The organism is Nocardioides ginsengisegetis (assembly GCF_014138045.1).
Classification (GTDB): Bacteria; Actinomycetota; Actinomycetes; order Propionibacteriales; family Nocardioidaceae; genus Nocardioides; species Nocardioides ginsengisegetis.
Genome location: NZ_JACGXA010000001.1, coordinates 2,819,108 through 2,832,473, shown reverse-complemented (window position 1 = coordinate 2,832,473; position 13,366 = coordinate 2,819,108). Strand labels below are relative to the sequence as shown.

At 72.4% G+C, this 13,366-nt stretch carries 11 protein-coding genes; 6 read left to right on the top strand and 5 right to left on the bottom strand.

Annotated elements, in window-relative coordinates:
• Window positions 1–21 precede the first annotated feature (21 nt).
• The gene (locus FB382_RS13655) at window positions 22–837 is read left to right on the top strand and encodes an HAD-IIA family hydrolase (protein WP_182539944.1); all 816 of its coding nucleotides are present in this window, start codon (window positions 22–24) and stop codon (window positions 835–837) included.
• A gap of 4 nt (window positions 838–841) precedes the next feature.
• Here the strand turns inward: FB382_RS13655 and FB382_RS13650 are convergent, their stop codons facing one another.
• Window positions 842–1,936, bottom strand: coding sequence for an IS110 family RNA-guided transposase (locus FB382_RS13650; protein WP_182536692.1), 1,095 nt, complete (start codon window positions 1,934–1,936; stop codon window positions 842–844).
• A gap of 515 nt (window positions 1,937–2,451) precedes the next feature.
• On the bottom strand, window positions 2,452–3,078 hold the full coding sequence (locus FB382_RS13645; protein ID WP_182539942.1) for a TetR family transcriptional regulator: 627 nt from the start codon (window positions 3,076–3,078) through the stop codon (window positions 2,452–2,454).
• Window positions 3,079–3,158: 80 nt separating this feature from the next.
• Between FB382_RS13645 and FB382_RS13640 the strand changes: the two genes are divergently transcribed.
• On the top strand, window positions 3,159–4,571 hold the full coding sequence (locus FB382_RS13640; RefSeq protein WP_182539941.1) for a cytochrome P450: 1,413 nt from the start codon (window positions 3,159–3,161) through the stop codon (window positions 4,569–4,571).
• A gap of 3 nt (window positions 4,572–4,574) precedes the next feature.
• Here FB382_RS13640 and FB382_RS13635 read toward each other — a convergent pair whose 3' ends face one another.
• Window positions 4,575–4,979 carry a hypothetical protein gene (locus tag FB382_RS13635; protein WP_182539939.1) on the bottom strand — a complete coding sequence of 135 codons (405 nt, stop codon included), beginning with the start codon at window positions 4,977–4,979 and terminating at the stop codon, window positions 4,575–4,577.
• A 169-nt stretch (window positions 4,980–5,148) separates the two neighbouring features.
• Between FB382_RS13635 and FB382_RS13630 the strand changes: the two genes are divergently transcribed.
• On the top strand, window positions 5,149–5,601 hold the full coding sequence (locus tag FB382_RS13630; RefSeq protein ID WP_182539937.1) for an ester cyclase: 453 nt from the start codon (window positions 5,149–5,151) through the stop codon (window positions 5,599–5,601).
• Here the strand turns inward: FB382_RS13630 and FB382_RS13625 are convergent.
• Together FB382_RS13625 and FB382_RS13620 are read right to left on the bottom strand one after the other, a co-directional pair.
• Entirely contained in the window at window positions 5,567–8,242 is a 2,676-nt protein-coding gene (locus tag FB382_RS13625; protein WP_182539935.1) for an adenylate/guanylate cyclase domain-containing protein, read from the bottom strand. The genes FB382_RS13630 and FB382_RS13625 overlap by 35 nt on opposite strands.
• Entirely contained in the window at window positions 8,243–10,024 is a 1,782-nt protein-coding gene (locus tag FB382_RS13620; RefSeq protein ID WP_220481348.1) for a protein kinase domain-containing protein, read from the bottom strand. It lies immediately after the preceding gene.
• A 265-nt stretch (window positions 10,025–10,289) separates the two neighbouring features.
• On the opposite strand from FB382_RS13620, the gene FB382_RS13615 reads away from it, so the two are divergent.
• Genes FB382_RS13615 through FB382_RS13605 form a run of 3 tightly spaced genes read left to right on the top strand, consistent with a single transcriptional unit; the run spans window position 10,290 to window position 13,347 of the window.
• Window positions 10,290–11,555 (top strand): TadA family conjugal transfer-associated ATPase, encoded by a 1,266-nt coding sequence (locus FB382_RS13615; protein ID WP_182539932.1) that lies wholly within the window; start codon window positions 10,290–10,292, stop codon window positions 11,553–11,555.
• Window positions 11,555–12,409, top strand: coding sequence for a type II secretion system F family protein (locus FB382_RS13610; protein ID WP_182539929.1), 855 nt, complete (start codon window positions 11,555–11,557; stop codon window positions 12,407–12,409). The genes FB382_RS13615 and FB382_RS13610 overlap by 1 nt, the downstream gene beginning before the upstream one ends.
• On the top strand, window positions 12,406–13,347 hold the full coding sequence (locus FB382_RS13605) for a type II secretion system F family protein (protein WP_182539927.1): 942 nt from the start codon (window positions 12,406–12,408) through the stop codon (window positions 13,345–13,347). Before FB382_RS13610 ends, FB382_RS13605 begins: the two co-directional genes overlap by 4 nt.
• Window positions 13,348–13,366 lie beyond the last annotated feature (19 nt).

Genomic DNA, 13,366 nt, shown 5'->3' with positions numbered 1-13,366 from the left:
CTCGTCCAGCATGATGGCCCCATGAACCCCTCGCGTTCCGTGGAGACCTGGCTGACCGACATGGACGGCGTGCTCGTGCACGAGGAGGTGCCGATCCCGGGCGCGCAGGAGTTCATCGAGCGGCTCAAGGAGTCCGGGCTCGGCTTCCTGGTCCTCACCAACAACTCGATCTTCACCCCGCGCGACCTCCGCGCCCGGCTCCTCGGCAGCGGCATCGACGTCCCCGAGTCGGCGATCTGGACCTCGGCGCTGGCCACCGCGCAGTTCCTCGCCGACCAGCGTCCGCACGGCACGGCGTACGTCGTGGGCGAGGCCGGGCTGACCACGGCCCTGCACGACATCGGCTACGTGATGACCGACCGGGACCCCGACTACGTCGTGCTGGGGGAGACCCGCACCTACTCCTTCGAGGCGATCACCCGCGCGATCCGCCTGATCGAGGCGGGCGCCCGCTTCATCGCGACCAACCCCGACGTCAGCGGGCCGAGCGTGCACGGCACCCTGCCCGCGACCGGCTCGGTCGCCGCGCTGATCAGCACCGCCACGGGCCGCAAGCCCTACTACATCGGCAAGCCCAACCCGCTGATGATGCGCAGCGCGCTGAACCGCCTCGACGCGCACTCCGAGACGACCGTGATGATCGGCGACCGGATGGACACCGACATCATCAGCGGCCTCGAGGCGGGCCTGCGCACCATCCTGGTCACGACCGGCTCCACCAAGGCCGAGCACGTCGAGCACTTCCCCTACCGCCCGACCCGCGTGGTCGAGTCGATCGCCGACGTCGTGGACTGGGTGGGTCAGCCCGTCACCCCCGTCGAGTCGATGCTCCTATGACGCGTCAAGCCGCGATGTCGGGGGTGTTGAGGGCTCGTAGGTCTTGTCGCAGCAGGGTGAAGAGTTCGCGGGCGAGGTAGCGCTTGAGCTTGCGGCGCAGGTGGGGGTCCGACTTGGCATCGGTGGTGCGGGCGGCGATGTAGGCCCTGGTCGGTGGGTGGTGGCAGAGCCGGTTGAGGGTGGCCATGTGCAGGGCACTGTTGGCTTGTCGGTTCCCGCCGCGGTTGAGGCGGTGACGTTGGGTCTTCCCCGAGGAGGCCGGGATTGGACTGGTGCCGCAGAGGGCGGCGAAGCCGGCCTCGCTGTGGAACCGTTCGGGTTGCTCGCCGATGGCGATCAGCAGTTGTGCCACGGTCTGGGCCCCGACACCGGCCGCGGCACTGGTGGCCGGGGCGATGGCCCTGGTCAGGGCCGCGATGTCGGCGTCGAGTTCGGTGATCTCCGCGGTGAGCGCCAGGACTCGGCGGGCCAGTCCATGCAGGGCCTTCTTGGCGGCCTGGACGGGGTCGGTGAGTCTGTTGGTGTCGCGGGTGACGCGGAACCGCACGCAGTGGGTGGCCAGGGTGTGTTTGGTCAGGCCGGTCAGTTGTTCGCGGAGTTCTTGGGGCGCGGTGACCCTGAGCTGGTGCATCTGGTTGAGCGTGGCGGTGCGCTGCTTGACCGCGGAGTCGCGTTGCAGCTTCAGCATCCGCAGCGACTCCACGGCCCCGGTGTTGATCTTGGCGGCTCGGGCGTGACCGGCCAACGCGGTCCGGGCGGCTGCCTCGGCGTCGTAGGCGTCGGTCTTCCCGCGGCGTCGGCGGCTGGCCCGGTCGGGCCGGTTGATCTCGAGAACCTCGACATCGTGGCGGTGCAGGTGACGGGCCAGGCCGGCGCCGTAGGAGCCGGTTCCCTCGACCCCGACCTGGGCCAGTGGTCCCCAGGCGCGGAGCCAGGCCAGTAGTTCGGCATAGCCCTGGACCGTGGTCGCGAAGACCGCGGTGCCCAGCAGCGCGCCGAGTGCGTTGACCGCGGCCGCGACGTGGAAGTCCAGGTGGGTGTCCACGCCGCCGTAGATCCCGACCTGGGCGGACTCGATCTGTGTGTGGTTGTGAGTCATGCTGGTGCCGTCCTTTCAACAGGGACAGCGCGCCGAGCCGGGTCACGGACAAACCAGTGATGAGACCTCAGCCAGGCTCCTATCAAGTCACGAGCCCGGCCGGCGCGCCCTGAATGCGCATCGAGCTGGGTCGTGGAGAACGCGCGATCGAATCGACTCAAAGTCAGTCAGCGACGACAGGGCGCAACTCGGGTCAGCACGTCCTCCACGACACCGAGACAAGTCTCACTGGCGCAACTGCCGGGCTGAGAGGGGTTGAGTCGGCGCAACTGCCGGCCGACTGTGGCGCCCGCGCCGCCCGCATGCGCGGGCGCCCTGGCGGCGGGAGCGGTGAGCTGTGAACCCTTTCCCTGCTCGGTTCGGTTGATGGCTCACCGTCGGGTCGGACGGGCGGTGGGTGGTGAACCTTTTCCAGGTGGGATTTGGTTGATGGCTCACCGCTAAGGCCGTTCGGGGGTGCGCCTGGGGCGGGGCGGCAGCGGAGCCCCGCCCTCCCGCGGCCTGACTCAGCCGCCTCAGCCGACGAGCTCCCTGACCAGCCGGTCGAGGTGCTCGCCCCGCTGGTCGACCGGGACCCCCTGCACCATGCCGACGAACGCGCCGACGCAGACGTCGCGGACGGCGTCGCGCCCCAGCTCCGGCCGGTCGATCCACTCCTGGCCGATGCTGCGCAGCATCACCAGCCAGCTGCGCACGGCGACGCGGAGCAGCTCGGGGGAGGGTGCGTCGGGCGCGAGCACGTCGAGGATCCGCTGCTCGTGCAGCCGCATCGACTCCTCGATGATCGCGCGGACCTCCGGGTCGGCGGAGGCGCCACCGTGGTGCGCGGCCCGCGAGCCGTGCTGGTGCCGGGCGACGTGGTCCAGGAACGCCTCGACCCCGTGCCCGAGCTGCTCGACCGGCGACAGGGTCAGGTCGGGCGCGGTCTCGCGGGCCATCACCTCGGCCTGCCGGCGTACGAGGGCGGCGAAGAACGCGCGCTTGCTCGGGAAGTAGTGGTAGAGCAGCCCGCGCGAGACTCCTGCGAGCTCGGCGACCCGCTCGATGTGGACGTCCTCGTACGGCGTCGCCGCGAACAGCTCGGCCCCCAGGTCGAGCAGCTGCTGGGAGCGCTCCTCGGGGGAGAGGCGGGTGCGGGTCACGCGGACAGACTACTTGACAGCGGTTCAGTAGGCGGAGAACTATTGAACCCACATCCAATTGCCTGCCCGCAGGAGCACCCATGCGCAACGACTGGTCCGGCCAGGTCCTCCCGCACCCGCCGGGGCGCCGCCGGATCGTCGGCGACGTCGGCGACCTGCGGCCCGACACCGCGGTGCAGACGATCATGCAGCGGGCCGCGTCCTACCGGCCGCTGCTCGAGCAGCACGTGTTCCGCACGAAGTTCGTCTTCGTGACCGGGGCCGGGCTGTGCGCGGAGCTGTGCGACGAGCAGCGCTTCGAGAAGGCGCTGCCGCCGGCACTGGAGGCGCTGCGGGAGTTCGCGGGTGACGGGCTGTTCACCGCTCACAACGACGAGCCGACCTGGCAGCTCGCCCACGACCTGCTGATGCCCGCGTTCACCCGGCCGGCGATGCAGCGCTACCACGGCGTGATGCTCGAGGCCGTCCGCGAGCTGTTCGAGGTGCTGCCCGACGACCGGCCGGTCGACGTGGCGACGTACATGACCAAGCTGACGATGGAGACCATCGCGCGGGCGGCCTTCAGCCACGATTTCGGGTCGTTCACGCAGGTCGAGCCGCACCCGTTCGTGCCCGCCATGGTGACCGCGCTGGAGACCGGCCGCCGGATGGGCGCCTTGTCCAGCCTGCCCGGCTCGGGGATCGTCCGGCGTCGACTCAGGCGCCGCAACGCCGGCCAGCAGGCCTACATCGACACCATGCTCGACGACCTCATCGCCGAGCGCCGGGCGGGAGCGCGTACGCCGGGAGCGCCCGACGACCTGCTCGGCATCATGCTCGAGCAGGCGCACCCCGAGACCGGCGAGCGGCTCTCGGACCGGGCGATCCGCTACCAGATCCTGACCTTCCTCGTCGCCGGCCACGAGACGACGTCGGGTGCCCTGACCTTCGCGCTGCACTACCTCGCGAAGCACCCGCAGGTGCTGGCCGCGGCCCGTGCCGAGACCGACGCCATCCTCGGCAGCGACCCCGACGCCGAGCCGACCTTCGAGCAGGTCGCGAAGTTCCGCTACCTGCGCCGCGTGCTCGACGAGTCGCTGCGGCTGTGGCCGACCGCGCCCGGCTTCGCCCGCAGCCCGCGCGAGACGACGACCGTCGGCGGCTACCGCATGCGCCCGCAGGACTGGGCCATCGTGCTGCTGCCGATGGTGCACCGCGACCCCGCGGTGTGGGGCGAGGACGCCGAGGAGTTCGACCCCGACCGCTTCCTGCCCGAGCGGTCCAAGGGCCGGCTGCCGCACAGCTACAAGCCCTTCGGCACGGGCGAGCGGGCCTGCATCGGCCGGCAGTTCGCGCTGCACGAGGCCGTGCTGGTGCTCGCGCGGCTGGTGCACCGCTTCGACCTGGCCGGCGACCCGGCGTACGAGCTGAAGGTGACCGAGCGGCTCACGATGATGCCGAGGGGCCTCGAGCTGACGCTGCGCCCGCGGGTGGTGCAGCAGGTCGGCGCCTGAGGTTCACCGCGGCCCGAGGTCGCCGTTGAGGCAGAGCTGGAAGGCGATGTCGATGATGCGCCATCCGTCGCAGCGCGCGGTCTCGTCGACCAGCGCCGATGTCGCCGGGTGGGTCAGCTCGGGGTAGGTGATGAACTGCTCGGTCGTGCCGTTCGGGCCCTGTACGTCGACCGTCGCGGCGCCGTCGTCCACGAGGTGTCGCACCGCCGCCCGGCACTCGGCGTCGTCCATCCGCGGGCCGACGAGCCGGATCACCTCCTCGCTGGTGTCGCCCTTGGTCAGCGCGGCCGACAGCGCCACCAGGCCGGCCCCGGTCAGGGCGCAGCCGGTGTCGGCGCCCTCGCCGTCCTGGCTGCGGACGCCGTACCAGATCGCCACGAAGGTCACCGCCACGACGGCGGCGACCATCCGTGTCCGGGTCCTTCCCGCGCTCCGTTGCATCGTGTCCACCGTCGGACGGGCGGTGGGACGTGTCGTCCCCAAAGTCGGGGCATTGCCGGGCCCGCCCGTTCGGGTCATGCGCGCCCGGGGGAGCCGGGACACGATGGAGGTCGAATTCCGAGTGGTGGGAGGCACCATGGACAGGCAGGAGATCGAGAGGCTGGACGACCTGGGGTTGAAGGCGTGGGACGAGCACGACCCCGACGCGCTCCTGGCGCTCTTCGCCGACAGCTTCGTGTGGGAGGACCTCACGTTGCCCCAGCCGATGACCACGGCCGACGAGGTCCGGCAGTACATGACCAGCTGGTTCACGGCGTTCCCGGACATGCGGGCGCGCGCCACCCACCGGGTCGTCGGCGAGGACGGCGCCGGGGTGGAGCTGGAGTTCACCGGCACCAACACCGGCCCGCTGGACATGGGTGGGGCGACGATCCCCCCGACCGGCAAGAGCGTCGTCGGGCGCGGGTCCTACTTCGTGCAGCTCAACAGTGACGGCAAGGTCAGCCGGTTCAGCTCCCACCCGGACGTGGCCGGGCTGATGGTGCAGCTCGGGCTCATGCCGATGGGGAGCGAGGCGCCGACGGCGTGATGTCGGGCAACGAGGACAACGCGTCCTCGATGCCCATCGCCCGTCCGGACGCATAGCTGCGGTCCCAGGCGTCGGCCAGGGCCACCCGCGCGACGGCGTACGGCGCCTCGATCTGGGCCTGCTGGGGTGGCTCGCGCGGGGCGCCCTCGCGGGCGCGCGCCGTGTCGGCAGCGCCCAGCAGCAGCGCGGCCTCGTGGTGGTGGCCGACCTCGGCGAGCACCGCTCCGTAGTCCTCGGCCAGGACGAGCAGGGCGCCGGCGTCGCCGAGCCGCAACACGTCGGGGACCAGGTCCTGCATCCGGCGCTGGGCCTCGTCCGCGCGCCCGATCAGCCGGAGGTAGCAGGCGTGGCTGTGCCGCAGCCGCATGGCGCCGTGCTCGTCGCCGAGGTCGTCGTAGAGCGTGATCGCGTCCTCGGCCAGCTCCACCGCGCGCTCGAGGTCCTGCTCCGAGGCCTCGACGAAGGCCAGCACCCGCAGCGCGTCCGCGACGGCGCCGCGGTCTCCGACCACAGCAGCCACGGAGACCGCCTCCTGCAGGGCCGCGCGGGCGGCGTCGGCGTGGCCGAGGTTGAGCTCGCACGACCCCAGCGCACGCAGCGCCGAGGAGAGCCGCTCGTTGTCGCCCCGTCCGTCCTCGGCCAGCTGCCGCCAGACCGCGACGCTGCGCGTGGCGGTCCCGTGGGCGCGCGCGAAGTCGCACTGGATGCCGAAGACCGTGGTCAGCGCGGTGAGGCACCCCGCCAGCTCCGGGCTCTCGTCGTGGCCGGCCAGCGCGATGGCGCGCTCGAGCCACCCGCGGGCCTCGGAGTAGCAGCCGCAGTCCTGCCACCACCCGGACGCCCCGAGGCACAGGCGCATGGCCAGGGCGGCACGCGTCGGGTCGGTCCCCGGCGCCTCCAGGGCCCAGGCCAGCGCCTCGCGCACGTTGTCGTGCTCGGTCTCGAAGCGCTGTCGGCCCTCCAGCAACCGGTCCACGGCGCCGCGCTGCAGTGCCTCCAGCGCCTCCAGCACGGCCACGACGTACGCCGCGTGGCGGCGGCGTACGTCGTCGAGCTCGCCCGTCGCCCGCAGCTCGTCCAGGGCGTAGACCCGGACGGTCTCCAGCATCGAGACCCGTGGCTCCCCGCCGGGGCCCTGGCCGACGCTCACGAGGCTGGCGTCGACCAGGTCGGCGACGACGTCGAGGGGATCGGTGTCTCCGAGACGGTCGGCGCACACGGCCTCGACGCCCTCGAGGTCGGCACCGCCCGCGAACACACCCAGCCGGCAGAAGACCGCCTGCTGCGTCGCGGGCAGGAGGTCGTGTGACCAGCCGATCGTCGCCCGCAGCGTCTGCTGCCGGGTCGGCCGGTCCACCCCCGGGTCGCGGAGCTCGAGGGCGGTGCCGAGCCGGGCCAGGAGGGCGGCGGGGGTGAGCAGCTTCGAGCGGGCCGCGGCCAGCTCGATCGCGAGCGGCAACCCGTCGAGCCGGCGGCAGACCTCGACCACGTCGCCGACGTTGTCGTCGGAGAGCGCGAAGCTGGGGCGGACCATCGACGCCTGCTGGACGAACAGCTGCACGGCGCCGGACTGCGCAGCCTCCGCCAGGGCCGGCCGGTCCGGCAGCTCGAGCGTGGGCACCGGGTGCTCGTGCTCGCCCGCCACGTGCAGGGGCCGCCGGGACGTGGCGATCACGACCGTGCGGGGCGAGGAGCCGAGCAGCTGCGAGACGACCGCGTCGGCGCCGGGGAGCTGCTCGAGGTTGTCCAGCACGAGGAGCGCCGACAGGTGCGCGACGTGCTCGAGGAACGCCGGAGGGAGGCGGGTCTCCGCGGGTGCGCCGAGCACCTCGGCGATCGTCATCCACATCACCTCGGGCGTCGTCGCCGCGGCCAGCGGGACGAAGAAGACGCCGTCGGGGAAGGTCTCCATGAGCCTCGCCGCCGCCCCGATGGCCAGCCGGGTCTTGCCCGCCCCGCCCGGGCCGGTCAGGGTGACGAGCCGCAGCCCGGGCGAGCGCACGAGCGCGACGAGGTCGGCGAGCTCGGCGTCGCGACCCACCAGCGACGTCGTCGGCGTCGGCAGGCTCGACACGGCGCCCAGGGTCTTGAGCGGAGGGAAGTCGACCTGCAGGCCGGCCACCGACACCTGGAAGAGGTGGGCTGCCCGGGGGATGTCCTTGAGCTGGTGCGACCCGAGGTCGCGCAGCGCCACGTCCGCGGGGAGGCTGCCGGCCACGAGCGAGGCGGTCGACTCCGAGACGACCACCTGACCGCCGTGCGCGGCCGCAGCGATCCGCGCGGCGCGGTGCACGTCCATGCCCACGTAGGCTCCCTCGTGCAGCTCGGGCGACCCGGTGTGGATGCCGATCCGGACCCGGACCTGCTCCCCGCCCGGCCACGCGAAGGCGGCGAGATCGCGCTGCGCCCGCGTCGCGGCGGCGACCGCCGCGCCGGCCGTGGAGAAGACGACGTAGAAGCTGTCGCCCTCCGTGCCGAGCTCGGTGCCGTCGTACGCCGCCCACGCCGCGCGCAGGACCCGACGCTGACCCGTCAGCGCGTCGGCGTAGCTCGCGCCGAGCCGGGACAGCAGCGCCGTCGATCCCTCGATGTCGGAGAAAAGCAGCGACACCGTGCCGGTGGGCAGCGGGGACGTCTCCACTTACATGTGGGGGCTGGCCGAGTCGGTCGGGCTGGCCATGTCCGTCGTCCCGCTGCTCTCGTCGCCCATGTGCATCTCGTCGGGGATGAGGTCGTGGTGGAAGGGCTTCCAGAAGTCGATGAAGAGCGCATGGGGCTTGCCGGTCACCACGCCGAGCAGCATCGCGGAGTTCTCGGTCCAGACGATGTGCATGACGGAGTGCCGGTCGACCATGCACCAGACGCGGCCACCGGCCTGGGTGTCCGGGTTCAGGTGCCCCGACTCGTGGTCCTTGATCGAGAAGGTCTTCGGGTGCTCGAACTCGTGGTTCCAGCTGACCTCGCCGTTGGACTGGGTCCGCCGACAGTCACCGTCGGGGGTGTTCTCCATGAACATCCGCCCGGACTCGCGCTCGGCCTCCGCCTTGTACGCGTGGTAGAGGGCCGGGAGGCTCTTGTAGGTCCGCAGCACGACGTCGTTGGCGCTGTCGCCGGGGATGGTGCAGTGCACCTCGGTGGCGCTCATCGCCTCGCAGTCCGACGGCGACAGGATCCCCTTGGCGAACGCACCGCTCGTGTAGGCCGCGGCCACCTCGTCGAGGATGTGGTTGTCGGGTGCCGCGCTCGTGGACGCTGCGCCCGCGGGGCCCGCGACCGGCGACCCGTCGTCGCGGAGCAGCGCCCAGGCGACGCCGAGGCCGACCACCAGGAGGACGGCGAGCGCCGAGCCCAGGACCGCCAGGACAGTACGACGGCCGCCCCGCGTCTCGTCGGCGTCGTCCGGCCCGCCCCGACCGCCGGGCCGACCCGAGCCGCCGGCTCCCGGAGGGAGTCCGCCCCCACGGGGGCCGGCGGTTGCCTTGGAACCGGTCGGCTTGGGGCCGGAGCCCGAGCGAGCTCGCTGCCGGTGGTCGCCCGGTACGACACGCTGGTTCTCCCCGGGTGGCACCATGACGGTGCGCGGTGCCTGCCCGAGCTCGCCCAGGGCGCGTGCGGCGTCGTCGATGAGGGCGTGGCAGGTGCCGTAGCGCTCGTCGGGGTTCTTCGACAGGCCGACCGCGAGGACGTCGTCGATGTCCGAGGGGAGGTCCGGGTTGAGGTCCGACGGCCGCGGGGGCGTCTCCTCGACGTGGGCAAAGATGACCGCGGCGTCGGCCTCCTTCTTGAAGGGGACCCGACCGGTCAGCGTCTCGAACAGCACGCAGGCGAGGCCGTAGACGTCGGCCCGGCCGTCGACGTCGTGGCCCTGCACCTGCTCGGGCGCGATGTAGTCGACGGTGCCGAGGAACTCCCCGGTCGCGGTGAGCCCGCTGTGCGACAGCGCGTGCTTGCTGATGCCGAAGTCGACGAGGTAGACGTGGTCGGGGTCCTCGTCGGTGCCGCGCTGCACGAGGATGTTGGCGGGCTTGACGTCGCGGTGCACCAGGCCGTGCCGGTGCGCGTTGTCCAGGGCCCGGGCGACCTGCTGGAGCAGCATGATCGACTGTGCGGCGTCGAGCCGGTCGCGGGCCTTGAGGATCGCGCGCAGGTCGCTGCCGGCGACGTACCGCATGGCGATGTAGAGCAGGTCGTCCTCGGGCCCCATGTCATAGATCGGGATGACGTTGGGGTGGTTCAGCGACGCGGCGATGCGCGACTCCTGGAGGAAGCGGGCGCGGAAGTCGTCGTTGGTCGCGAGCTCGGGCGCGAGGATCTTCAGCGCGACCAGGCTGCCGATCCGGGGGTTCTCCGCCTGGTAGACCACGCTCATGCCGCCCCGGCCGATCACGGCACGCAGACGGAACCCGGCAAACTCCTGACCCACCAGCGGCATCGTCGGCACAGCGAACCCCACCCCTTGCAACGCACATGCGCCCAATCCGTCGAGTCGCCCCGACGGACCCCCTGCCCCAGAGACAGTGTGCGCCCGTGCGGGGGCGTTGCGCGAGTCGAATCCGGGGGAGATCGGGGAGGGTCGCCGGTCTGGTCCGCCCGGGGTCTTTGCCTTGTCCACAGATTGCTCTCGCCCCCTCGTGGGTAGGACGACCAGCACCTAGGTTCGGACTGACGCCTCACTCGGGGGAGGTTCCATGGTCGTCAAGCACGCCGACGGGCACGCCGAGGCGCACGCCCGGCTGGTGGAGCAGCTCGACCAGCACGTGCGCGAGCTGGTGCGTCGCGAGGGCGTCGACCCCCAGCGCGACGCCGGGCTCGTACGCCGGCTCGCGGAGGGCGTCGTACGCGCCCACGACGAGCGGAGCCTCACCGGCGCCGTCGCTCCGGTCACCGACATCGACGCGGTGGTGGGCGAGCTGGTCGCGCGGGTGTCGGGCTTCGGGGCGCTGCAGCCGTTCCTCGACGACCCGTCGGTCGAGGAGATCTGGATCAACGACCCGAGCCGGGTCTTCATCGCCCGCAACGGCCGCCACGAGCTGACCAACCTGATGCTCAGCACCGCGCAGGTGCAGGAGCTGGTCGAGCGGATGCTCAAGTCCAGCGGCCGGCGCATCGACATCAGCCAGCCGTTCGTCGACGCGATGCTGCCCGAGGGGCACCGGCTGCACGTCGTGCTCGAGGGGATCAGCCGGGGCTTCAGCGCGGTCAACATCCGCAAGTTCGTGCTGCGCGCGGCCAGGCTCCACGACCTGGTCGAGCTGGGCAGCCTGTCGCCGCGCGCGGCGGCGTTCCTGGAGGCCAGCGTGCGGGCGGGTCTCAACATCCTGGTCGCGGGCGGCACGCAGGCCGGCAAGACCACGATGCTCAACTGTCTTGCGGCAGCGATCCCCGGCGGCGAGCGGGTGATCTCGGCGGAGGAGGTCTTCGAGCTGCGCTTCCCGCACCCCGACTGGGTGCCGCTCCAGACGCGTCAGTCCGGCCTCGAGGGCACCGGCGAGATCCGGCTGCGCGACCTGGTCAAGGAGAGCCTGCGAATGCGACCCAGCCGGATCATCGTGGGCGAGGTCCGCTCCGAGGAGGCGCTCGACCTCTTGCTGGCCCTCAACGCGGGGTTGCCCGGCATGTGCACGATCCACGCCAACAGCGCCCGGGAGGCGCTGGTCAAGGTCTGCACGCTGCCGCTCCTCGCCGGCGAGAACATCAGCGCCCGCTTCGTCGTGCCGACCGTCGCGGCCAGCGTCGACCTCGTGGTCCACCTCGGGCTCGATCCCCACGGTGTGCGCCGCGTCAACGAGATCGTCGGCGTCCCCGGCCGGGTCGAGAACGACATCATCGAGACCGAGCCGATCTTCACCCGCCGCGGCGGGGAGCTCGCCCGCACCGGCGGCGCGGCGCCGCGCCCCGAGCTGTTCGAGCGCGCGGGGATCGACGTACACCGTCTGTTGAGCGAGGCCCGCTGATGGGGGCGCTGGTGGGACTGGGCGTCGGGACCGGGCTGCTGCTCGTCTGGTCGGCGTTCTTCCTGCCCCGGCAGCCGTCCAGGCCGCGTCGGACTGACGGCCGCGCCACCCAGCTGCTCGCCCGCGCCGGCCTCGGGTCGGTCTCGCCGACGGGCTTCGCGATCGTCTGCGTCGTCACCGGTGTGGTGGCCACGCTCGTGGTCGAGGTGGTGTCGGGGACGCCGCCGGTCGCTTTCACGTTCGGGGTGATGGGTGCGTGGCTGCCGGTCGCGATCGTGTCGGGGCGTGCACGTCGGCGGCAGCGGGAGTTCGCCGAGGTCTGGCCCGAGGCGGTCGACAACCTCGCGAGCGCGGTCCGCGCCGGTCTCTCGCTCCCGGACGCGCTGGCGGCCCTGGGCACGCGCGGGCCAGAGCCGCTGCGTGAGGCGTTCGACGAGTTCGCGCTGGACTACCAGGTGACCGGACGGTTCGGGGAGTGCCTCGACCGGCTCAAGGTCCGGCTCGCCGACCCGGTCGGCGACCGCGTGGTGGAGGGGCTGCGCATCGCCCGGGAGGTCGGTGGCGGCGAGCTCGGCCGGCTGCTGCGCAACCTGTCCGGGTACCTCCGCGACGAGGCCCGCACCCGCTCGGAGATGGAGTCGCGCCAGGCCTGGACCATCAACGGCGCCCGGCTCGCCGTGGCCGCGCCGTGGATCGTGCTCCTCTTCATGTCCTTCCAGTCCGAGGTGATCCACCGCTATGCGTCGACCGGCGGCGTGATCGTGCTGGCCATCGGCGCGGCTGCGTGCGTGGTGGCCTACCGGCTGATGATGCGGATTGGCCGGCTCCCCGTCGAGCGACGGATCCTGTCGTGACCCCGGCCTGGTGGGGCGCCCTCCTCGGCGCGGTGTGCGCGGGCGGCCTGCTCGTCGCCGCGTCCCGCGTCCGGGTGATCCGGCGGACCCAGATCGCCGTACGCGTCCTTCCCTACGTCCGCGACCTCCCGCACGTCGGCCGCACCCCCGCCCTCCGGGTCGCCTCGTCCTCCCCGACGTCGGCAGCGGCCGGCATCTTCGGCCCGGTGCTGCGCTCGGCCGCCGACACGGTCGAGCGGGTGCTCGGCGGCGCGGCGTCGGTGCGCCGCCGCCTCGAGCGCGCCGACATCGACAAGACCGTCCACGAGTTCCGCGTGGAGCAGGTGATGTGGGGGCTCGGCGCGTTCGCCATCGCCGCGGCGTACGCCGTCCTCCGCACCCTCGCCGACCCCGGCGCGGGGCTGTCCAGCCTGCTGCTGTGCCTCGTCGCCTTTGTGGCCGGCGTGCTCGCCCGCGACAACCACCTGTCGGGGCAGGTGAAGGCGCGGGAGCGCCGGATCCTTGCGGAGTTCCCGACCGTCGCCGAGCTCCTCGCGCTGGCCGTGGCCGCGGGGGAGAGTCCGGTCGGTGCGCTCGACCGGGTCGTGAAGCGATCGGGCGGGGAGCTCTCCTCCGACCTCGGCCGGGTCCTCGCCGCCGTCCGCACGGGTGAGCCGGTGGGCGCGGCGTTCGACCGGATGGCCGCCACGACCGGCTTGCCGCTGGTCGCGCGCTTCGCCCAGGGCATCGCCGTCGCCGTCGAGCGCGGCACCCCGCTCGCCGAGGTGCTGCACGCCCAGGCCACCGACGTCCGCGAGGCCGGACGTCGCGAGCTGATCGAGGTCGCCGCCCGCAAGGAGGTCTTCATGATGGTGCCGGTCGTCTTCCTCGTCCTCCCGATCACCATCCTCTTCGCCTTCTGGCCCGGCGTCGTCGGGCTCCACCTGACCGCGCCCTGAGTCACTCGAGAGAACGGAA